General features: G+C 71.7%; 16 protein-coding genes. 14 read left to right on the plus strand and 2 right to left on the minus strand.

Features of this window, described 5'->3' with window-relative positions; genetic code table 11:
* Positions 1 to 5 precede the first annotated feature (5 nt).
* Entirely contained in the window at positions 6 to 542 is a 537-nt protein-coding gene (locus RMT89_RS28420; RefSeq protein ID WP_015660341.1) for an HNH endonuclease, read from the minus strand.
* Positions 543 to 839: 297 nt separating this feature from the next.
* Between RMT89_RS28420 and RMT89_RS28425 the strand changes: the two genes are divergently transcribed.
* The 14 genes from RMT89_RS28425 to RMT89_RS28490 all read left to right on the plus strand — a co-directional run bounded on the left by RMT89_RS28425 (position 840) and on the right by RMT89_RS28490 (position 19813).
* Entirely contained in the window at positions 840 to 1937 is a 1098-nt protein-coding gene (locus tag RMT89_RS28425; RefSeq protein ID WP_315886630.1) for a mechanosensitive ion channel family protein, read from the plus strand.
* Between the two features lie 163 nt (positions 1938 to 2100).
* Positions 2101 to 3312, plus strand: coding sequence for an ROK family transcriptional regulator (locus RMT89_RS28430; protein ID WP_315886631.1), 1212 nt, complete (start codon positions 2101 to 2103; stop codon positions 3310 to 3312).
* A gap of 51 nt (positions 3313 to 3363) precedes the next feature.
* Positions 3364 to 4695 (plus strand): ABC transporter substrate-binding protein, encoded by a 1332-nt coding sequence (locus tag RMT89_RS28435; RefSeq protein ID WP_315886632.1) that lies wholly within the window; start codon positions 3364 to 3366, stop codon positions 4693 to 4695.
* A gap of 6 nt (positions 4696 to 4701) precedes the next feature.
* Positions 4702 to 5631, plus strand: coding sequence for a sugar ABC transporter permease (locus RMT89_RS28440; RefSeq protein ID WP_315886633.1), 930 nt, complete (start codon positions 4702 to 4704; stop codon positions 5629 to 5631).
* Complete coding sequence (locus RMT89_RS28445; RefSeq protein ID WP_315886634.1) at positions 5631 to 6521, plus strand: carbohydrate ABC transporter permease; 891 nt, start codon at positions 5631 to 5633, stop codon at positions 6519 to 6521. Before RMT89_RS28440 ends, RMT89_RS28445 begins: the two co-directional genes overlap by 1 nt.
* An 8-nt stretch (positions 6522 to 6529) precedes the next feature.
* A complete protein-coding gene (locus RMT89_RS28450) occupies positions 6530 to 7795 on the plus strand; it encodes a 6-phospho-beta-glucosidase (protein WP_315886644.1) in 1266 nt (421 codons plus the stop codon).
* A complete protein-coding gene (locus RMT89_RS28455; RefSeq protein ID WP_315886635.1) occupies positions 7786 to 8763 on the plus strand; it encodes a BadF/BadG/BcrA/BcrD ATPase family protein in 978 nt (325 codons plus the stop codon). The genes RMT89_RS28450 and RMT89_RS28455 overlap by 10 nt, the downstream gene beginning before the upstream one ends.
* Positions 8764 to 9091: 328 nt before the next feature.
* Positions 9092 to 10477: a hypothetical protein gene (locus RMT89_RS28460; RefSeq protein ID WP_315886645.1), complete on the plus strand. Its 1386-nt coding sequence runs from the start codon at positions 9092 to 9094 to the stop codon at positions 10475 to 10477.
* Positions 10478 to 10491: 14 nt separating this feature from the next.
* The gene (locus RMT89_RS28465; RefSeq protein ID WP_315886636.1) at positions 10492 to 11535 is read left to right on the plus strand and encodes a glutamate ABC transporter substrate-binding protein; all 1044 of its coding nucleotides are present in this window, start codon (positions 10492 to 10494) and stop codon (positions 11533 to 11535) included.
* A gap of 55 nt (positions 11536 to 11590) precedes the next feature.
* Positions 11591 to 12925 carry a hypothetical protein gene (locus RMT89_RS28470; protein WP_315886637.1) on the plus strand — a complete coding sequence of 445 codons (1335 nt, stop codon included), beginning with the start codon at positions 11591 to 11593 and terminating at the stop codon, positions 12923 to 12925.
* Positions 12922 to 15402: a tetratricopeptide repeat protein gene (locus RMT89_RS28475; protein WP_315886638.1), complete on the plus strand. Its 2481-nt coding sequence runs from the start codon at positions 12922 to 12924 to the stop codon at positions 15400 to 15402. The genes RMT89_RS28470 and RMT89_RS28475 overlap by 4 nt, the downstream gene beginning before the upstream one ends.
* On the plus strand, positions 15403 to 16692 hold the full coding sequence (locus RMT89_RS28480) for a PP2C family serine/threonine-protein phosphatase (protein WP_315886639.1): 1290 nt from the start codon (positions 15403 to 15405) through the stop codon (positions 16690 to 16692).
* 100 nt (positions 16693 to 16792) lie between these two features.
* A complete protein-coding gene (locus RMT89_RS28485) occupies positions 16793 to 18136 on the plus strand; it encodes a VWA domain-containing protein (protein WP_315886640.1) in 1344 nt (447 codons plus the stop codon).
* Positions 18137 to 18241: 105 nt separating this feature from the next.
* Positions 18242 to 19813 carry an FHA domain-containing protein gene (locus RMT89_RS28490; RefSeq protein WP_315886641.1) on the plus strand — a complete coding sequence of 524 codons (1572 nt, stop codon included), beginning with the start codon at positions 18242 to 18244 and terminating at the stop codon, positions 19811 to 19813.
* 12 nt (positions 19814 to 19825) lie between these two features.
* On the opposite strand, the gene RMT89_RS28495 is transcribed toward RMT89_RS28490, so the two are convergent.
* Entirely contained in the window at positions 19826 to 20818 is a 993-nt protein-coding gene (locus RMT89_RS28495; protein ID WP_315886642.1) for a methyltransferase domain-containing protein, read from the minus strand.
* Between the last annotated feature and the right edge of the window lie 125 nt (positions 20819 to 20943).

A 20943-nucleotide genomic window follows, 5' to 3' on the forward strand; every position in this document is an offset into this window, starting at 1 on the left:
GATCCTCAGGCAGAAATGCCATCGATCCGGGCCAAGGCATCATCCGCGCCATACGGCTGCAAGTACGGCAACCAGCGCGGATCCCGATGCCCGGTGCCGATGATGCGCCAGGCCAGACCACTCGGCGGAGCCGGTTTGTGCCGCAGGCGCCAGCCGATCTCGAACAGATGACGGTCGGCCTTCACGTGGTTGCAGCGGCGGCAGGACGCCACCACGTTGTCCCAGACGTGCTTGCCCCCGCGGCTGCGCGGGATGACGTGGTCGACGCTGGTTGCGACGCCACCGCAGTACATGCACCGGCCCCCGTCGCGCGCGAACAGCGCCCTACGGGTCAGAGGAACGGGCCCCCGATAGGGAACCCGGACGAATCGCTTGAGCCGGACCACGCTTGGTGCGGGGACTGTGACGGTTGCGCTGTGCATGAAGGCGCCGGACTCCTCAAGGCATACGGCCTTGTTTTCGAGCACGAGGACGAGCGCGCGGCGGAGCGGTACGACGCCGAGTGGCTCGTACGACGCGTTGAGGACCAGGACATGCGGCACGGATGCCTCCTTGGGCGTCGGCGGCGCGTGGCTCGCGCCGGGACGATCTGTAGTCAGTCTCCCCTCAGGCCTGGTGAAAGCGCCACCATGTCCGGGTAACGGGCTGAGAGTGTTTTCGACCACACCTTTCTTCATCCCCAGGTGAGCACGGTCTCTCCCTCGAACATTGCAACGATCCACACACGATGCACCGTTAGTGTGGTGGGTCTGCCCCCTCGGTGACCTTTCCGTGATCTTGATGACCTGACGCCCTTTGACCGCCGTACCGGGAGGCAGACGCACCTGGAGGTACCCGCCGTGTCCTTGTCCGCCGCCCTACTGGCCGCCGGTTCCACCCCGTCCCCGTCCCCGTCCCCCTCGGGGACGACCCCGGCGGTGCCGTCGCTCCAGGACGCCCGGGAGAGCGCGACCAACGCCGCCGGCTGGGTCGAGGAGAACTGGTCGACCTGGCTCGCGATCAGCCTGAGGGTGCTGCTGATCCTGGTGATCGCGGCGGTGCTGAGAGTCGTGGTACGGCGGGCGATCACCAAGCTCATAGACCGGATGAACCGCACGGCTCAGGCGGTCGACGGCATGGCGATCGGCGGGCTGCTGGTCAATGTGGAGCGCCGGCGGCAGCGCTCGCAGGCGATCGGCTCGGTGCTGCGCTCGGTGGCCAGCTTCCTGATCATGGGCACCGCGGCCCTGATGATCCTGGGCACGTTCGAGATCAACCTCGCGCCCCTGCTGGCCTCGGCCGGTGTCGCGGGTGTGGCGATCGGTTTCGGCGCCCGCAACCTCGTCACGGACTTCCTCTCCGGGGTCTTCATGATCCTTGAGGACCAGTACGGCGTCGGCGACTCGATCGACGCGGGGGTGGCCTCCGGCGAGGTGATCGAGGTCGGCCTGCGCGTGACGAAGCTGCGCGGCGACAACGGCGAGATCTGGTACGTCCGCAACGGCGAGGTCAAGCGGATCGGCAACCTCTCCCAGGGCTGGTCGACGGCCGGTGTCGATGTGACCGTCCGCCCGTCCGAGGACCTGGACAAGGTGAAGGCCGTGATCGCCGGGGTCGGCGAGCGGATGAGCAAGGAGGAGCCCTGGAACGAGCTCCTGTGGGGCCCGATCGAGATCCTCGGCCTGGACAGCGTGCTGCTGGACTCGATGGTGGTGCGGGTCTCGGCGAAGACCATGCCGGACAAGTCGCTGACCGTGGAGCGCGAGCTGCGCTGGCGGATCAAGCGGGCCTTCGACGCGGCGGACATCCAGATCGTCGGCGGCCCGCCACTGGCCGTGGAGAACACCGCCGCGGCCGACCCGACCGCGGCCATGGCCGCCCCCTCGGCCTACGCCAACACCGCCTCGCCGCAGGCCCAGGCGGCGACCCCGCTCACGCCGCCGAGCGTCACGAAGTGACCGCGCGGCACGTCTGATCACCCACCGTTTTCGGGTGAGGGCTTGACGCCCTCACCCGAGCCGCCTACCTTCCTCCCCAACCGATAGGAAACTTTCCTAACAGTACTTCCCGGGTCGCGACGGAGCGTGAGAAGCTGTCGCCCGAAAGGCAGGTGCAGACCCCATGGCAGGAGCCGCCGGCACGCCGGGCACCCCGCGCGTCCTGCGCGCCATGAACGACCGTGCCGCCCTGGACCTGCTGCTGGAACACGGCCCGCTGTCCCGCACCCGGATCGGCAAGCTCACCGGTCTGTCCAAGCCGACCGCCTCCCAGCTGCTCGCCCGCCTTGAGGCCGCGGGCCTGGTCCTCGCCACCGGCACCACCGAGGGCCGCCCGGGCCCGAGCGCCCAGCTCTACGGGGTCAACCCCACCGCCGGATACGCGGCCGGACTCGACGTCACCCCCGAGCGCATCCTCGCCGCCGTCGCCGACATCACCGGCCGCACCGTCGGCCGCCACGAACTCCCGACCCCGGGACGCCGACCCGCCCGCCCCGTCGTGCAGCAGGTCACCGACGCCCTCGACGGCGCCGTGAAGGCGGCGGGGCTCGCCCGCGACGACATCCGGCGGCTCGTCATCGGCACCCCCGGCGCCTTCGATCCCCACACCGGCCGGCTGCGCTACGCCGCCCACCTCCCCGGCTGGCACTCCCCCAGCATCCTCGACGCCCTCGCCGCCGCCCTGCCGATGCCGGTCGAGTACGAGAACGACGTCAATCTCGTCGCCGTCGCCGAACAGCGTCTCGGCGCGGCCCGCGGCCACGAGGACTTCGTGCTGCTGTGGAACGAGGCCGGGCTCGGCGCCGCCCTGGTCCTCGGCGGCCGGCTGCACCGCGGCTGGACCGGCGGCGCGGGCGAGGTCGGCTTCCTGCCGGTGCCGGGCGCGCCCCTGGTACGCCAGGTGGCCCGGACCAACAGCGGCGGCTACCAGGAGCTGGCCGGCGCCCAGGCCATCCCGCGGCTCGCCCGGGAGGTGGGGGTCGACGACATCCCCGAGGGCCCCTACACCGAGGTCGCCGCCGAACTGCTGGCCCGGGCCGTGGACAGCGGCGCCGGTCCCCAGCGGCAGCTCCTCGCCACCTACGCGACCGGTCTGGCCACCGGTCTCGCCTCGCTCGTCTCCGTGCTCGACCCCGAACTCGTCGTCCTCAGCGGCAGCGCCCTCGCCTCCGGCGGCGAGCGGCTGCTGGCCCTCGTCCAGGCCGAACTGGCGGACCTCGCCGCCTCCCGGCCCCGTCTGGTGATGGGCGACGTGACCGAACACCCCGTGCTGCGCGGCGCGTTGGAGAGCGCGCTCGCGACGACCCGCGACGAAATCTTCGACACCTCGCGCTGAGCAACAGCCCCGACCGCCCTTTTCGGATCGCCCTTTCAGGGAGACTTCGCCATGCCCATATTCAGCAGAAATGCGGCTTCCGTCCTGACCGCGTCCCTCGCCCTCCTCGCCACCGCCTGCACCGGATCCTCGGACTCCGGCGCGAACGACGACCCCGACGCCGAGACCACCCTCACCTTCTGGCACGGCTGGAGCGCGCCCGCCGAGGTGAAGGCCGTCCAGGAGAACGTCGACCGGTTCGAGAAGGCGCACCCCAACATCAAGGTGAAGGTCGTCGGCAACATCAACGACGACAAGCTCAACCAGGCGCTGCGCGCGGGCGGTTCGAACGGGCCCGACGTGGTGTCGTCCTTCACCACCTCGAACGTCGGCAAGTTCTGCTCCTCCGGAGCCTTCCTCGACCTGAAGCCGTTCATCAAGAAGTCGAAGCTCGACCTCGACGCGATGATCCCGAAGCCGATGCTCGACTACACCCAGTTCGAGGGCAAGCGCTGCGCCCTGCCGCTGCTCGGCGACGCCTACGGTCTCTACTACAACAAGGACGCCTTCGAGGCGGCCGGCATCAAGGCACCGCCGAAGACCTGGTCGGAGTTCGCGGAGGTCGCCAAGAAGCTGACCAGGCCCAAGGGCGACTCCTACGAGCAGCTCGGCTTCATGCCGACGTACCACGGCTACGAGACCGTCGTCTCGCACTACATGTCCCAGTGGGACCACTCCTACTTCGACGCCGACGGCAGGTCGAGCATCGCCGAGGACCCGGGCTTCGCGAAGATGTTCACGTACCAGAAGAAGCTCATCGACGACCTCGGCGGGTTCACCAGGCTGGAGAAGTACCGCAACACCTTCGGCGACGAGTGGGGCGCCGAACACCCCTTCCACACCGGCCAGGTGGCCATGCAGCTCGACGGCGAGTGGCGCCTTGGCATGGCCAGGGACGCGGGGGTGGACTTCGAGATCGGCACCGCGCCGCTGCCGGTCGCCGACGACGAGGTGGACGAGTACGGCAAGGGCTTCCTCTCCGGCACGATCATCGGCATCGCCCCGCAGAGCGAGAAGCAGAACGCCGCCTGGGAGCTGGTGAAGTACATGACGACCGACACCGAGGCCGTCGTCGCCTTCTCCAACGCCATCCGCAATGTGCCGTCCACCTTCGCCGCCCTGAAGTCGCCCGACCTGAAGACGGACCCGGCCTTCAGGACCTTCCTGGACATCGCCCAGCACCCGGAGTCCACCACCGCCCCGAACTCCGTCAACGGCGCCACCTACCAGCTGACGCTCCAGGACTTCGGCTACCAGTACGAGTCCGGCAAGGTGAAGGACCTCAAGGCGGGCCTGCAGAAGACGGCCGAGCAGATCGACCGCGACATCGAGCAGGCGAAGTAACCGCCCATGTCCACGCTCACCGTACGGCGCCGCAGGTCCGCCCTGCGGACGCTGGCCTTCCTCTCCCCCTGGCTGATCGGCCTCTCGGTCTTCTTCGCCTACCCCTTGGTCTCCACCCTGTACTTCTCCCTGATGAAGTACGACGGCTTCAACACCCCCGAGTTCCGGGGCCTGGACAACTGGACGTACGTCTTCTCCGACTACCCCATGTTCTGGCCCGCGCTGTGGAACACCCTGTGGCTGGTGCTGGTGATGGTCAGCTGCCGGGTGGTGTTCGGGCTCGGGGTGGGCCTGCTGATCACGAGGATCAAGACGGGCGCGGGTGTCTTCCGGACGCTCTTCTACCTGCCGTATCTCGCCCCTCCCGTCGCCGCCACCCTCGCCTTCGTCTTCCTCCTCAACCCCGGTACGGGGCCGGTGAACTCGATCCTGGACGGGATGGGGCTGCCGGCTCCGGGCTGGTTCACGGACGCCGACTGGTCGAAGCCGGCGCTCACCGCGCTGGCCCTGTGGGGCGTGGGCGACCTGATGGTCATCTTCATGGCCGCGCTGCTCGACGTACCGAAGGAGCAGTACGAGGCGGCCGAGCTGGACGGGACCTCGGCGTGGCAGCGGTTCCGGTACGTGACGCTGCCGAACATCTCGCCGATCGTGCTGTTCGCGGTGGTCACGGGCGTGATCCAGACGATGCAGTACTACACGCAGCCGCTGGTCGCCGGGAAGGTCGCCTCGGGCGTCATCGGCGGCTCGGGACAGCAATTCGAGCCCGGCTACCCCGACAAGTCGACGCTCACGCTCCCCCAACTCGTCTACAACCTCGGCTTCCAGCGCTTCGACTACGGCGCCGCCTGTGTGGTCGCGCTGGTGCTGTTCGCGCTGGCCATGGCATTCACGGCGCTGCTGATGCGCCGCCGCGGCGGACTGGTGGGTGACTGATGACGCAAGTACTGGAAAAGCCGGTGGAGCTGGGCCCGGTGAGCGAGGCCGCACGCACGGCGCGCCGCCGCTCGCTCCTGGAGTGGATCGCCGTCCACGCCCTCGGCGTGGCCGCCGCGTTCTTCTTCACCCTCCCGTTCGTCTTCGTCGTCCTCACCTCCCTCATGAGCGACCAGCAGGCGCTCACCCGCGATCTCGTCCCCGACACCTGGCAGTGGGACAACTACCGCAGGGTCTTCGACACCCCCGGCTTCCTCACCTGGTGGCGCAACACGCTTCTGTACGCCGGCCTCGGCACCGTCCTCACGGTCGTGTCGTCGCTCCCGGTGGCGTACGCCCTCGCCAAGTTCCGCTTCATGGGCCGGAATCTGTCGTTGATGCTGGTCATCGCGATGATGATGCTGCCGCCGCAGGTAGTGATCATCCCGATGTACCTGTTCTGGGCGAAGCAGCTGGATCTGTCGGGCACCCTGTGGCCGCTGATCATCCCGATGGCGTTCGGGGACGCGTTCTCCATCTTCCTGCTGCGCCAGTTCCTGCTGACCATCCCCAACGAGTACCTGGACGCGGCCCGCGTGGACGGCTGCGGCGAGTTCAGGACCCTGCTGAGGGTCGTCGTGCCGATGGCGAAGCCCGGCATCGCCGCCGTAGCCCTGTTCCAGTTCTTCTACGCCTGGAACGACTACTTCGGCCCGCAGATCTACGCCTCCGAGAACGCCGGTGCCTGGACGCTCAGTTACGGCCTGGAGTCCTTCAAGGGCGCGCACCACACCGACTGGAATCTGACCATGGCCGCGACCGTGCTGGTCATGGCCCCCGTGATCCTCGTGTTCTTCTTCGCGCAGAAGGCGTTCGTCGAGGGTGTCACGCTGACCGGAGTGAAGGGTTGAGCCGCAGTATGAAACTCACCGTGGTGGGCGGAGGATCGACCTACACCCCCGAACTCGTCGACGGCTTCGCCCGGTTGAGAGACACCCTCCCCGTGGAGGAACTCGTCCTGGTCGACCCGGCGGCGGACCGTCTCGAACTGGTCGGCGGCCTGGCCCGCCGTATTCTCGCCCGGCAGGGCCACCCGGGCCGGGTGGTCACGACGGACGACCTGGACCGGGCCGTGGAGGGCGCCGACGCCGTCCTGCTCCAGCTCCGCGTCGGCGGCCAGGCGGCCCGCGACGAGGACGAGACGTGGCCGCTGGAGTGCGGCTGCGTAGGACAGGAGACGACCGGCGCGGGCGGACTTGCGAAGGCCCTGCGGACGGTGCCGGTGGTGCTGGACATCGCCGAACGCGTCCGGCGGGCCAACCCGCGCGCGTGGATCATCGACTTCACCAACCCGGTGGGGATCGTCACGCGGGCCCTGCTCCAGGCGGGGCACCGGGCGGTGGGGCTGTGCAATGTGGCGATCGGGTTCCAGCGGAGGTTCGCCGGCCTGCTGGGCGTCGCCCCGTCCGACGTCCACCTGGACCACGTGGGCCTGAACCACCTCACCTGGGAGACGGCGGTACGACGTGGCGGCCCGGAGGGGGAGAACGTCCTGCCCGAGCTACTGGCCGAGCACGGCGAGGCGATAGCCGGCGCCCTCCACCTCCCGCGCGCGGTGCTGGACCGCCTGGGCGTGGTCCCCTCCTACTACCTGCGCTACTACTACGCCCACGACGAGGTCGTACGAGAGCTGCGCACCAAGCCCTCCCGCGCGGCCGAAGTCGCCCAGATGGAGCGGGAGTTGCTCAAGCTGTACGCGGACCCGGCGCTCGACGAGAAGCCGGAGCTGCTGGCGCGCAGGGGCGGTGCCTACTACTCGGAGGCCGCGGTGGACCTGGCGGCGGCGCTGCTGGGCGGGGGCGGGAGCCCGTACCAGGTGGTGAACACGTACAACCACGGCACCCTGCCCTTCCTCCCCGAAGACGCGGTGGTGGAGGTGCAGGCGGCGGTGGGCCCCCAGGGCGCGTCCCCGCTGCCGGTGCCGGCCGTGGACCCGCTGTACGCGGGCCTGATGGCGAACGTGACGGCGTACGAGGACCTGGCGCTGGAGGCGGCGCTGCGGGGTGGCAGGGACCGGGTCTTCCGTGCACTGCTCGCCCACCCGCTGATCGCTCAGTACGAGTACGCCGAGACGTTGACCGACCGGCTGATCGCGCACAACCGGGAGCACCTCGCGTGGGCGTGACGGGCACGGTGCTCGCCGTCGACGCGGGCAACAGCAAGACCGACGTGGCGGTGGTCACGACCGAGGGGGAGGTCATCGGAACGGCACGCGGAGGCGGGTTCCGGCCGCCGGCGGTCGGGGTGACGGCGGCGGTGGACAAGGTCGGGGAGGCGGTGCGGCGGGCGTTCGCCGAGGCGGGGGTCTCCTCGGTGACCCACGTCTCGGCGTGCCTGGCCAACGCGGACCTCCCGGTGGAGGAGGAGCAGCTGGCGGCGGCGCTGCACGCGCGTGCGTGGGGCGCGACGGTCGACGTCCGCAACGACACGTTCGCGATCCTGCGGGCGGGGGTGGCCGAGCCGCGGGGCGTGGCCGTGGTGTGCGGGGCGGGCATCAACTGCGTCGGCATGCTCCCGGACGGCCGCACGGCCCGCTTCCCCGCGCTCGGCCGTATCTCCGGCGACTGGGGCGGCGGTTGGGGCCTGGCGGAGGAGGCGCTGTGGCACGCGGCGCGGGCGGAGGACGGGCGCGGTGCCCCGACGGCGCTGGCTGTCGCCCTTCCGTCCCACTTCGGCCTCCCCTCCATGCCGGCCCTGATAGAGGCCCTCCACCTGGAGCACATCCCCCTGTCCCGCCGCCACGAACTGACCCCGGTCCTCTTCACCACGGCGGCGGCAGGCGACCCGGTGGCCCGCTCCCTGGTCGACCGCCTGGCGGAGGAGGTGGTGACGATGGCAACGGTCGCCCTGACCCGCCTGGACCTCCTGACCGAGGAAGCCCCGGTGATCCTGGGCGGCAGCGTCCTGGCGGCCCGCCACCCCCTGTTGGACACCGGCATACGGGACTTGCTGACGACACGGGCCCCAAAGGCAGTACCGCGGGTGGTGACAGCGCCGCCGGTGTTGGGGGCGGTGCTGTTGGGGTTGGACGGGGTGGGGGCGGGGGCGGGGGCGGGGGCGGAAGAGAGGGTGCGGGCGTATTACGAGTGCTGAAACCGCCGGCCCGTCGGGCGTGTGAGGACGAGGCCCCTCAGGGGCCGAAAGGGGGGTCCGGGGGCGCAGCCCCCGGGATGGGACGGGTAGGGGCGGGGGGGGCGAATCAAACCCGGCCGCACCCCCGTCGCACCCCAACCCGCCCCCACCGGAACCGAACCGATTGCCACGGCGTATTCATGGGCAGGGGGTGATCCGGGATCCCGCCTGGCCGTCGGCAGGCTTCGGCAGTGATACTTGCGGGCGACGGATGACCATGGGGGAGGTCGAAGTGACACAGTCGGCGAAGAGCAGCACGGCACCACCACCGAACTCCGGCGTGCCCACCATGCCGTCGGTACCACCGCAAGGGCCCCGCCCCACCCCTCCCACCCCGGCGGAACCGGGCCCGGCGGAACCCCGCCGTACCGCCTTCGCCGAGGGCCTCGACCAGCTGAAGGCCGCCGCCACCACGGAACCCGGCCGCCTGCGCATCATCGGCGCCGTACTCGCCCTCCTCGTCGTCGCGTTCGGCGCCGTCACCGCCTGGCAGGTCACCGACCGCGCGGCCGCCGCCGACGACGTCCTGCACAGCAGCCAGCCGCTGAGCAACGACGCCGCGGACATCTACCGCTCACTCGCCGACGCCAACACCGCCGCCTCCAGCGGCTTCCTGGCCGGCCGCGCGGAGACCGGCGTCAACCGCGTCCGCTACGAGAAGGGCATCGGCACAGCCGCGGAGAAACTCGTCAACGCCGCGGCCAACTCCGACCCCGACTCACCTTCCGCGGCGACCATCGCCAAGCTCAACCGGCTGCTCCCGGAGTACAAGGGCCTGGTAGAGCAGGCCCGGACGTACAACCGCCAGGGCTTCCCGGTCGGCGGCGCCTATCTGCGGTACGCCAACGAGAAGATGCAGCAGGAGATGCTCCCGGCCGCGGAGGATCTCTACAAGAAGGAGAACCAGCGGCTGCGCGACGACTACGACGGCGCCACCCCGTACCCCTGGGCCGCGATAGCCCTCGGCGTCCTCGCGCTCGCCGCCCTCGCCTGGGCCCAGCACCGCAACTACCGCCGCACCAACCGCGTCCTGAACCACGGCCTGGTCGCCGCCACGGCCACCGCCACGGTGGTCCTGCTGTGGCTGGTCGTCGGCCACAGCGTGGCCCGCGCGAGCCTGAACGAGTCCTACGACCACGGCGTCCGCTCCCTGAACGTCCTGCACGACGCCCGGATCGCCTCCCTGAAGGCCCGCGGCAACGAGAACCTGACGCTGGTCTCCCGCGGCGCCGAGACCAAGAAGGTCGGCGAGGAGACGTACGACGCGTACGACTACGACTTCACGCAGGACATGAACACCCTCGGCAAGGGCCTCGCGCTCGCCGAGGACCTCGCCGACGACAAGGCGGGCGAGCAGCCGGTCACCGCGGCCGTGGGGAACATGACGGAGTGGAAGAAGCGCCACGCCGCCGCCCGCGCGGAGGACGAGAACGGCGAGTACCAGCAGGCGCTGGACAAGGTGATCGGCGCCAAGGGCACCACCGGCGAGTGCTTCGACAGCGTCGACGCCAACCTCGCCACCGCACTGAAGCACGAGACGACCGAGTTCAAGGCGGCGGCCGGGGACGGCCTGGACGCGATGGCGGGCCTGTCGATCGGCGCCGCCGTCCTCGCCGTCCTGGGCGCGGCCGGCGCCGTCCTGGGCATCGGCCGCAGGCTGTCGGAGTACCGGTGAGAGGGGGCATGACGATGCGTGGACGACGTCTGCGGGCCAGTCTGAAGGGCTGGGGCGGAGTGGGCGCGATGGCGGCCGTGTGCGCCCTGGCGGCGGTGCTCGCGCTGCTGCTGCCGCTCACCCAGGCCGCCGGAGACGGCAGCACCGGCACCGGCGGGCCGGGGGTCGCGCAGGGCAGCTACGCCCGCGCCGAGGAGGAGTGCACGGACCCGGAGAAGCAGACGCTCTCCCCGTCCGGCGCCGACGGCCCCACCATCGACGCGATCAAGAGCCGGCAGGGCGAGAAGCGCAAGCTGATCGTCGGCGTCGACCAGAACAGCTACCGCTGGGGCTACCGCAACCCCAACAGCACCGGCACCGCCGAGCTGGAGGGCTTCGACATCGACCTGGTGCACCGCATCGCCGAGGACATCCTCGGCGACCCGAACGCCGTGCAGTTCAAGGCGATCCCCACCAACCAGCGCATCCCGGCGATCCAGGAGGGCCGGGTCGACATGGTGGTGCGCACCATGACGATCAACTGCGACCGGCTCACCGATGTCGCCTTCTCCGCCCCCTACTTCAAGACCGGCCAGCAGGTCCTGGCCCCCAAGTCCTCGACGGTCGAGGGCTACGACGAGACCCTCGCCGAGCGGAAGATCTGCACCGCGGAGGGCTCCACCGCGTACTCCACCCTGGAGCAGGGCCGGAAGGACGGCGACCTGCCGGCCTCCGCCGACATCTCCCGCACCGTCCCCAACCAGCTCGACTGCCTGGTCCGGCTCCAACTGGGCGAGGTGGACGCGGTGGTGACCGACGGCGCCCTCGCCGCGAGCCAGGCCGCGCAGGACCCGACGGTCGAACTGAAGGGCACGGCGTTCACCACCGAGTACTACGGCGTGGCGATGAAGAAGGACGCCGACGATCTGGTACGCCGGGTCAACCAGATCCTGGTGGACTACCGCAAGGACACCTCCGGCGGCTGGCAGGCGTCGTACGACAAGTGGCTTTCGGCGACACTGGGAGCGGAGTCGAAGGACTCGGAGCCGCCCGCCCCGCAGTACCTCCGCAAGAGCTGAACCACGGCAGACCGAGCAACACCCCCAGTCACAACACAGCAGCGAGAGGTGATCGATGGGCGTCACGGGACCCCCCGGGCCGGTGATGGACCGGGACGAGGTGGACCGTGCGCTGGCGCGGCTCGGCGCGGAGCACGAGGCGATCGAGACCTCGCTCCTCGCCCTCCAGGACCACGCGGGCCGCAGACTCCTCGAAGGCGCCGAGCTCACCGGCGTCACCAAGGAGCGCTGGACGGCCGCGGAGGCCTCGATCACGCTGCTGTGGGCCTACTTCGACGCGTACACGGACGCGTTGCGCAGTGCCCGTGAGATCCGCTCCCGGCGCCGCTGGTCCAGCCGCGAGGACCTGGTGGAGCTGACGGAGCTGCTGCGCGGCGAGTGCGTCACGGTCGCCGGTTCCGCCTCGGCGACCGCCAACGCGCCGACGCTGCACGGTGGTTCGGGCAAGCTCAGCGAGCGGTTCTCGCTGGTCACGCTGGTGGACCGGATGAACGAGCTGTACGCGACGAGTCTGGACATGGTCGTCGCCGCCGACGCGGTGTGGTCGGCGCTGCCCGCGCGGATCGATTTACTGGCCGCGGAGCTCCAGCGCACCCGCAAGCTCGCGCACTCCGTCGGCGTACGCCCGGGCGAGCACCCGGCGGGCGACGACCTGGAGCGCATCACCCGCACGCTGACCCGCCTGCGCGAGCAGGCGGTGTCCGACCCGCTGGCCTTCTGGCGCCCCACGCAAGGCAGTTCGGCGCCGGGCGGCGGCAAGCCGGACACCACGGTGTACGACCGTGAGGCGCGCGCCCTGGAGGACGTACGCCGGGAGATCGACGCCGTGCTCACCGTCCGCCAGGACGCCGAGGCCCGTCTGGTGAAGCTGCGGGACGTGCTCTCGCGCGCGGACCGCACCCTCGCCGAGGCACGCACCGCGCGCGGTGAGGTCCTGGCGAAGATCGCCGCCACCGAGGTGCCGGTCGTCAGCGGCCCGCCGACCGTGCTCCAGGAGCAGTTGGCGACGGCCGCCGAGTACCGCAGGCACGCCCAGTGGCACCGGCTGTCCCCGCTCCTGGAGACCCTGGAGCAGAAGGCGGAGGACGAACTGCTGCGCGCCCGCGAGTCGTTGACCGCGGTCACCCAGCCGCTGGCGGTCCGCGCCGAGTTGCGCGGCCGGCTGGACGCGTACAAGGCGAAGGTCGCCCGGCACGGCCTCGCCGAGGACCCGTTCCTCATCGAGCGGTACGACGCGGCCCGGCGCATGCTGTGGAGCGCGCCCTGCGACCTGCGCGTCGCGGAACAGGCCGTCCTGCGCTACCAGCGGGCGGCCGCGGAACTGCTGGGCGCCCCGCGCGTGCCGGAACAGGGCGGCCCGGAGGATCGTCGGGGGGAGACGAGGTCATGAGTCAGCCACAGCAGACCTGCCAGCGGCCCGGCTGCGGCGGTACGTACGAGGACGTGGGCGGCGGCGAACTGTACTGCGACACCTGCGGTCTGGCCCCGGTGGTCTCCACCTCCGGCATGGTCGGCTCCACGCCCACCGGGATGACGGGCGGCGGCAAGCGCGGTTCCGGCAGCGCCAGTTCCCGCTCCAGCAGCCGTAGCAGCTCTCGTACGTCGTCCCAGTCGTCGAAGTCGCGCCGCTCGGTGTCCGGGCGGCTGTCGCGGTCCCTGTCGGGCCGTTCCACCGGCCGCTCGGTGTCGGTGCGCAGCTCCGGCTCGGCCGCCGGCACCTCCGGGCGGGGCCGGCTCGGGGTCGGTCTGGTGGACGTCCCGGACGTACCGCGGCCCGACCCGCGCGCGATGGTGCTGGACAACCCCGAGGTGCCCGAGCGCAAGCGGTTCTGCTCCCGCTCGGACTGCGGGGCGCCGGTGGGCCGGGCACGCGGGGACCGGCCGGGCCGTACGGAGGGCTTCTGCACCAAGTGCGGCCACCCGTACTCCTTCGTCCCGAAGCTGAAGTCCGGCGATGTGGTGCACGGGCAGTACGAGGTCGTGGGCTGTCTGGCGCACGGCGGGCTCGGCTGGGTCTATCTGGCCGTGGACCGCGCGGTCTCCGACCGCTGGGTGGTCCTCAAGGGCCTGCTGGACACCGGCGACCAGGACGCGATGGCCGCCGCGATCTCCGAGCGGCGCTTCCTCGCGGAGATCGAGCACGCCAACATCGTGCGGATCTACAACTTCGTGGAGCACCTGGACCAGCGCACGGGCTCCCTCGACGGCTACATCGTCATGGAGTACGTCGGCGGCAAGTCCCTGAAGGAGATCGCCAACGAGCGCCGTACGCCGACCGGCAAGCGCGATCCGCTGCCGGTGGAGCAGGCGTGCGCCTACGGCATCGAGGCCCTGGAGGCGCTCGGCCATCTGCACAGCCGCAACCTGCTGTACTGCGACTTCAAGGTCGACAACGCCATCCAGACCGAGAGCCAGCTCAAGCTCATCGACATGGGTGCCGTGCGCAGGATGGACGACGAGGAGTCGGCCATCTACGGCACGGTGGGCTACCAGGCGCCGGAGGTCGCGGAGGTCGGCCCGTCGGTGGCCAGCGATCTCTACACGGTCGCCCGCACCCTGGCGGTGCTGACCTTCGACTTCCAGGGCTACACGAACGTCTTCGTGGACTCCCTGCCGGACCCGGACAACATCGAGGTCTTCCGGCAGTACGAGTCGTTCTACCGGCTGCTGGTCCGGGCGACGGACCCGGACCCGGCCCGCCGGTTCGCCTCCGCGCAGGAGATGGCGGAGCAGCTGACGGGCGTGCTGCGGGAGGTCGTCTCGCTCCAGACGGGGCGGGCGCGGCCCGCGCTGTCGACCCTGTTCGGGCCCGAAGTGAAGGTCACCGACACGGTGTTGTTCCCGAAGCTGGACGGCGAGGTGTCCCGGCTGGGGGCGCGCGGACAAACCACCTCCCCTGCCACCCCCGCGCTGTCCGCCGGGCTCGTCAAGCCCGTCGACACCGCGGCGGCGGCCCTCGCGCTCCCCGTGCCGCACGTGGACCCGGGTGACCCCAACGCCGGTTTCCTCGCGGGCCTGATGACCTCCGCCCCCGCCGAACTCGTCAGCGCGCTCGCCGCCGCCCCGGCGCCCTCCACCGAGACGCGGCTGCGTCAGGTGCGGGCCTGGCTGGAGAACGGCGACGCGGGCACCGCCCACCAGACCCTGGTGGAGCTGGAGGCGGAGCGGCCCGACGACTGGCGGGTGGTCTGGTACCGGGGCGTGGCCGCGCTGGTGACCGGCGATCACGAAGGCGCCGCGCTCTCCTTCGACGCGATCTACGACGCCTTCCCCGGCGAGCCCGCGCCCAAGCTGGCCCTCGGCCTGTGCGCGGAGGTGCTCGGCCAGCTCGACAACGGCGCCGAGTACTACCGCCTGGTCTGGTCGACCGACCCGAGCTATGTGAGCGCCGCGTTCGGCCTGGCCCGCGTCCAGCTCGCCATCGGCGACCGGCGCGGCGCCGTGACGACGCTGGAGTCGGTTGCGGAGAGCTCCATCCACTACACCGCCGCGCGCGTGGCGGCCGTTCGGGCGCGGCTGCGGCAGCGCACCGCGGTCGCCAGTGACGTACCGTTCCTGGACGACCTGACGGCCGCGGCCGGGCAGGTGGAGGCGCTGCAGGCGTACGGCCTGGACCCGGCGCGCCGCGAGCAGTTGGCGGCCGAGGTGCTCGGCTGCGCGCTGGACTGGATACTCTCCGGTGGCCAAGGTTCCGTCCCCACCGCCGCCGGGGGACGGTTGCTGCTCGGCAGCGGCCTGGACGAGCGGGGACTGCGGTTCGGCCTGGAGCGGTCGTACCGCACGCTGGCCCGGCTCGCACAGGGCGGCGAGGAGAGGATCGACCTGGTGGAACGTGCCAACCGTTACCGCCCCCGGACGTGGGTGTAGTTGATGTCGCAGATGCCCCAGCAGGCCGCTCTGTCGAAGTGCCCGAGCTGCGCGGAACCGCTGCAGTCGGGTGACCGTTTCTGCGAGAAGTGCGGATACGACCTGTCCGCCCTCGCCAGCACACCGGCCGCCGTCAACGGCACGGCCCCGCCTCCGCCGCCCGGCGCCGCCGACGTGGCCTGGCCGGGCGCCTCCGAGCCGGCCGGCTCGGACACCCCGGCGGCGGCGCATCTGCCCGCCGATCTTCAGGGGGTCGAGTCGGACGGCCGCGGTCACTCGGGCGTACGGTTCGACCGCGCGCCCGAGCCCGAGGAGTACCCGCTCCAGGCGCCCGACCCGCGGATCGCCGCCGAGCAGCCGTCGCCCGCCGAGGCCGCCAAGGTGTGCGTGGCCTGCCGGGCCGGCCGGGTCGACCACGACGGCTACTGCGAGAACTGCGGACACGCCCAGCCCCGCGAGCGCGACCACATGGAACAGGAGTGCGGCCCGATCGCGGCCGTCAGCGACCGCGGACTGCGCCACCACCGCAACGAGGACGCCTTCGCCGTGGGCTGCACGGCTCTCTCCGACGGCTCCCCCGCGGTCCTGGCGATCGTCTGCGACGGCGTCTCCTCGGCGACCCGCCCCGACGACGCCTCGCAGGCCGCCTCCCGCGCGGCGAGCGAGGCGCTGCTCGCGGCCCTGCCGCACGGCACGCACCCGCAGCAGGCCATGCACGAGGCGATCGTGGCCGCCTCCCGCGCGGTCAACGCGCTGGCCGGCGAGCCCGCCACCGCCCGCGAGCACGCCCCGCACCAGAACGCCCCCGCCTGCACCCTCGTAGGCGCGGTGATCACCGCCGGGCTGCTGGTCGTCGGCTGGGTCGGCGACAGCCGCGTCTACTGGGTCCCGGTGGACCGCAGCACGCCCCCGGCCCGGCTCACCGAGGACGACTCGTGGGCCGCGCAGATGGTCGCCGCCGGCCTGATGAACGAGGCCGAGGCATACGCCGACGAGCGCGCCCACGCGATCACCGGCTGGCTCGGCGCGGACGCCTACGAACTGGAGCCGCACACCGCGTCCTTCAAGCCGGACCGGCCGGGAGTGGTCGTGGTGTGCACCGACGGCCTGTGGAACTACGCCGAAGCGGCCCACGAGATGGCGGACATCGTGCCCCTCGACGCGGCGGTGCGCCCGCTGCACAGCGCGCAGGTGCTGGTCGGTCACGCGCTCGACGGCGGGGGCCACGACAACGTAACAGTGGCCGTGCTGCCGTTCCCGGCCCCGCCGATGGGGGCAGGATCGGCCTGAGGCCGCGTAGCGGGGAGAGCCTCGACGGACCGGAGGGGACCGGTCCGCCATCAGCCATCGCCCCACCCCGGTGGGGCGACCTAGGGGGATCAGAGAAGGCATGGCCATTTTCTCGAAGTCGAACGTGCCGCAGTTCTCGATGGACGTGTACCAGAACGAGTACCTCCCCGAGGGCGGCCGGGAGGTCAACGCGATCGTCACGGTCTCCGCGACCGGCGGCGGCACGATCGGAAGCGCGGTCGCGGCACCGCTCTACACACCCGGACACGGGCCGTCCGCCGCGGTGGCGATCATGGTCGACTGCTCGGGTTCGATGGACTACCCGCCGGCCAAGATGCGCAACGCCCGGGACGCGACCGCCGCCGCCATCGACACCCTGCGCGACGGTGTGCACTTCGCGGTGATCGGCGGCACCCATGTCGCCAAGGAGGTCTATCCGGGCGGCGGCCGCCTCGCGGTCGCCGACGCCACCACCCGCGACCAGGCCAAGCAGGCGCTGCGCAAGCTCAGCGCGGGCGGCGGTACGGCGATCGGCACCTGGCTCAGGCTCGCGGACCGGCTGCTGTCCTCCGCGGACGTCGCCATCCGCCACGGCATCCTGCTCACCGACGGCCGCAATGAACACGAGTCACCAGAGGAGCTGCGCGCCGCGCTCGACGCCTGCGCCGGACGTTTCACCTGTGACGCGCGCGGTGTGGGCACCGACTGGGAAGTGAAAGAAGTCACAGGGATCGCCTCCGCCCTGCTCGGCACCGCCGACATCGTCGCCGACCCGGCGGGCCTCGCCGCCGACTTCACGCAGATGATGGAGACGGCGATGGGCAAGGAGGTCGCGGACGTCGCCCTCAGGGTGTGGACACCGGTGGGCACGACCATCAAGTTCGTCAAGCAAGTGGCACCCACGGTCGAGGAGTTGACCTACCGCCGCACCGAGTCGGGCCCGCGCTCCGGGGACTACCCCACCGGCTCCTGGGGAGACGAGTCCCGTGACTACCACGTTTGCGTCGAGGTCCCGGCCGCGGACCTGGGCCAGGAGATGCTGGCCGCCCGGGTCTCCCTGGTCATCCCGCAGCCGGACGGCAGTGTCCAGAACCTCGGCGCCCAGGGCCTGGTACGGGCCGTGTGGACCGACGACATGGTCGCCTCCACCTCGATCAACCCCCAAGTCGCCCACTACACCGGGCAGGCAGAACTGGCACAAGCCATCCAGCAAGGGCTCGATCTTCGCAAAGCGGGCGATATGGATGGAGCAACCGCCAAACTGGGCCGTGCCGTTCAGCTCGCCAGCGTCTCCGGAAACGCCGATACGGCGAAACTCCTTGCGAAGGTGGTGGACGTGGTCGACGCCGCGGCAGGTACTGTGCGACTGAAGGCGAAGGTCGCGGAGGCCGACGAGATGACTCTCGAAACCCGGTCGACAAAGACTGTTCGTGTAAAGAAGTGACACAAGAAGTGCCCGAGTACCGACCCGGGCACTAACGCGAGCCTGACCCCTCGGGGTTGGAGAAATCCGGCCGCCCGGCCGGAAAGGAGAGGGGGAAGCGCCGACATGCCGACCTGCCCGAACGGACACCAGTCGGGTTCCGACGACTGGTGCGAGGTCTGCGGTCACCGCATGGCCGGTGCCGTACCTCCGCCCCCTCCCCCGCCGCCCCCGCCCGGCGGTGGCTACGGTTTCCCGCCGCCGCCCGGCGCCCAGCCCGGCGGTGCCCGGCCGCATCTGGCCTCCGTACCGGACCCCGAGCCTGAGCTCTGCCCGCAGTGCCGTACGCCCCGGGAGGGCGGTGCGCCGTTCTGCGAGGAGTGCCGGTGGAACTTCCTCACCAACACGGCGACCTCGTACACCCCGGCCGCCCCGCGCCCGCCGGCGCCCGGCCCGAGCCCGGCCGCCCGCTTCCAGCAGCAGCCCGGGCCGTCCTACGGCGGGGGTGACTCGTACGACTACCAGAGCTCCCGTCCTTCGCAGATGAACCGGCCGGCCGAGCCGATCCCGCCGTTCGGGACGGATCCGTCTTCCGGGCCCAACGGACCGGGTGGGCCTGGTGGCCCTGGCGGTCCCGGTGGCCCCGATGCCTTCGGCGGCCAGCGGGGTCCCGGCGGCCCTGGTGGCCCCGGCGCTTATGGCGGTCCCGGCGGTCCAGGTGGGCCCGGCGCTCCGAACGGCCCCGGTGGCTACGGCGGCCAGGGTGGCCCTGGCGGACCTGGCGGTCCCGATGCCTTCGGCGGCCAGCGGGGTCCCGGCGGCCCTGGTGGCCCCGGCGCTTATGGCGGTCCCGGCGGACCTGGTGGGCCCGGCGCTCCTGGTGGTCCCGAGGGCTACGGCGGCCCGGGGGGACCCGGCGGCCAGCGCGGCCCCGGTGCTCCCGGCGGCCCTGGCGGCCCGTCCGGCTTCGGTGGTGACCCCTCGCGGCCGGTTCCGCCGCCGCCCGGGCCGACGCCGCCCGCCGGTCCCGGAGGGCCGGGAGGGCCGGGAGGACCCGGCGCTCCGCAGGCCTTCCAGTCCCCGTCCGGTCCGCCCGCCCCTCCGGCCTTCCCGCAGGAGACGAACCGCCCCCAGCCCGGCGGCCCGTCCTTCGGCGGCGGCGAGGACGACTGGGTGATCCCGCCCCCGTCCTCCACCGCACCGGGAGGACCCGGCCCGCAGGGCGGCGGTTACGGCTATCCCCAGCCCGGCTCCGGCCAGGCCCCGCCCGGCCAGGGCTTCCCGCAGCAGCCGGCCACCTGGACGGCGACGATCGGCCCGGACCGCGAGTACTTCATGGCGATGATGCAGCGCTCGGGCCCCGAGGCCGCGGGCCTGAACCTGCCCGCGTACTCGCCGGAGCAGCAGCGCACCCTCTCCGGCAACCAGGTCACCATCGGCCGCCGTCGGCACTCCACCGGCGACACCCCCGACATCGACCTGGCGGTGCCGCCGGAGGACCCGGGCGTCTCGCACCAGCACGCGGTGCTGGTCCAGCAGCCGGACGGTTCCTGGGCGGTCGTCGACCAGAACTCGACGAACGGCACCACGGTGAACGGCTCCGAGGACCCGATCCAGCCGTTCGTGCCGGTACCGCTCCAGGACGGCGACCGCGTGCACGTGGGCGCGTGGACGACGATCACGATCCGCAGGGGCTGAGCCTGAGGCGCGTCACCGGAGGGGCCACGCGTACGGCCCCTCCGGATCGTCCAGCCAGGCCCACTCGCTCTCTCCGCTGACAGTGATGCCGTAGCGCCGGCGCTCCGGTGCGCCCTCGCGGTCCCACAGCGCGTACGCCTCCTGCGGGTCCAGGCTGTCCCGGCTCAGCGCCAGCAGGAAGCGGAACAGCTCGTGTTCCCTGGCCCGGCGCGGCACTCCGCCGAGGGGTGCCGGTTCGGGCTCGGCCCGGTCCCCGCCGCGCAGCGGCACGAAGTAGGCGGGCGTGTGCAGGAAGCGCCCCTCGGCCTGCCCGGCGTCCTGCACGGTCAGGGCGACAAGGCCGGTGGCCATCGGGGTCAGGATCCGGGCGCCCTCCCGGCACTGGGCGAGCCAGGCGGGCGGGATCGACGGCAGCGTGCAGGTCGCGATGATCCGGTCGAACGGTGCCCGCTCCGGGGCGCCCCGCGCGCCGTCGCCGGTCAGGACGACGGGGTGGTACCCGGCGGCGGCCAGATGCTGCCGCGCCGACTCGGTGATCTCCGGCTCCAGATCGACGGTGGTGACGAGATCGTCGTCACCGAGCCGCTCGGCGAGCAGGGCGGCGTTGTACCCGCTCCCCGCCCCGATCTCCAGCACCCGGTCCCCGTCCTGCACACCCAGCGCCACCAGCATCATCGCCATCAGCGAGGGCTGGCTGCTGGAGGAGAGCAACTCCCCGTCGCGCAGCCGGGTGGCCAGCGGTACGTCCGCGTAGGCGCCGCGCAGCCAGCGCTCCCGCGCGCCCGGCTCGGGGCTCTCGCCCCAGCGCCGCTCGTATCCGCCGACGGCGCCGACGTAGTAGTAGGGCACGAAGAGATGGCGCGGGACGGCCGCGAAGACCTCCCGCCACCCCGGGTCCTCGGCCCAGGCCCCGCTCCGGTCGATCTCCCGCACGAGTTCCGCCCGCGCCCTACCGGCGAGGTCGTCGAGCTCCTTGTCGTCCCGGTCGAGACCCTGCGTGCTCATGCCTCCACTGTCCTGCGGGACGCGGCGCGGGGCGAGTGCCGGAGAGTCCTAGTACTACAGGGCTAGATCTTGATCATCTGGAGCCGTAGCCGCCTTCGGAAATGGTGCCGTCGCGCCTCCGCCTG

It is taken from the genome of Streptomyces sp. P17, assembly GCF_032436805.1.
GTDB lineage: Bacteria > Actinomycetota > Actinomycetes > Streptomycetales > Streptomycetaceae > Streptomyces.

Bases quoted from the DNA above. Each gene is read 5' to 3' on its own strand.
- RMT89_RS28465 (WP_315886636.1), top strand. From the start codon at position 10,492: ATGCGTGGACGACGTCTGCGGGCCAGTCTGAAGGGCTGGGGCGGAGTG.
- RMT89_RS28495 (WP_315886642.1), bottom strand. From the start codon at position 20,818: ATGAGCACGCAGGGTCTCGACCGGGACGACAAGGAGCTCGACGACCTC.
- RMT89_RS28440 (WP_315886633.1), top strand. From the start codon at position 4,702: ATGTCCACGCTCACCGTACGGCGCCGCAGGTCCGCCCTGCGGACGCTG.
- RMT89_RS28470 (WP_315886637.1), top strand. From the start codon at position 11,591: ATGGGCGTCACGGGACCCCCCGGGCCGGTGATGGACCGGGACGAGGTG.
- RMT89_RS28450 (WP_315886644.1), top strand. From the start codon at position 6,530: ATGAAACTCACCGTGGTGGGCGGAGGATCGACCTACACCCCCGAACTC.
- RMT89_RS28435 (WP_315886632.1), top strand. From the start codon at position 3,364: ATGCCCATATTCAGCAGAAATGCGGCTTCCGTCCTGACCGCGTCCCTC.
- RMT89_RS28430 (WP_315886631.1), top strand. From the start codon at position 2,101: ATGGCAGGAGCCGCCGGCACGCCGGGCACCCCGCGCGTCCTGCGCGCC.
- RMT89_RS28445 (WP_315886634.1), top strand. From the start codon at position 5,631: ATGACGCAAGTACTGGAAAAGCCGGTGGAGCTGGGCCCGGTGAGCGAG.
- RMT89_RS28460 (WP_315886645.1), top strand. From the start codon at position 9,092: ATGCCGTCGGTACCACCGCAAGGGCCCCGCCCCACCCCTCCCACCCCG.
- RMT89_RS28485 (WP_315886640.1), top strand. From the start codon at position 16,793: ATGGCCATTTTCTCGAAGTCGAACGTGCCGCAGTTCTCGATGGACGTG.
- RMT89_RS28490 (WP_315886641.1), top strand. From the start codon at position 18,242: ATGCCGACCTGCCCGAACGGACACCAGTCGGGTTCCGACGACTGGTGC.
- RMT89_RS28475 (WP_315886638.1), top strand. From the start codon at position 12,922: ATGAGTCAGCCACAGCAGACCTGCCAGCGGCCCGGCTGCGGCGGTACG.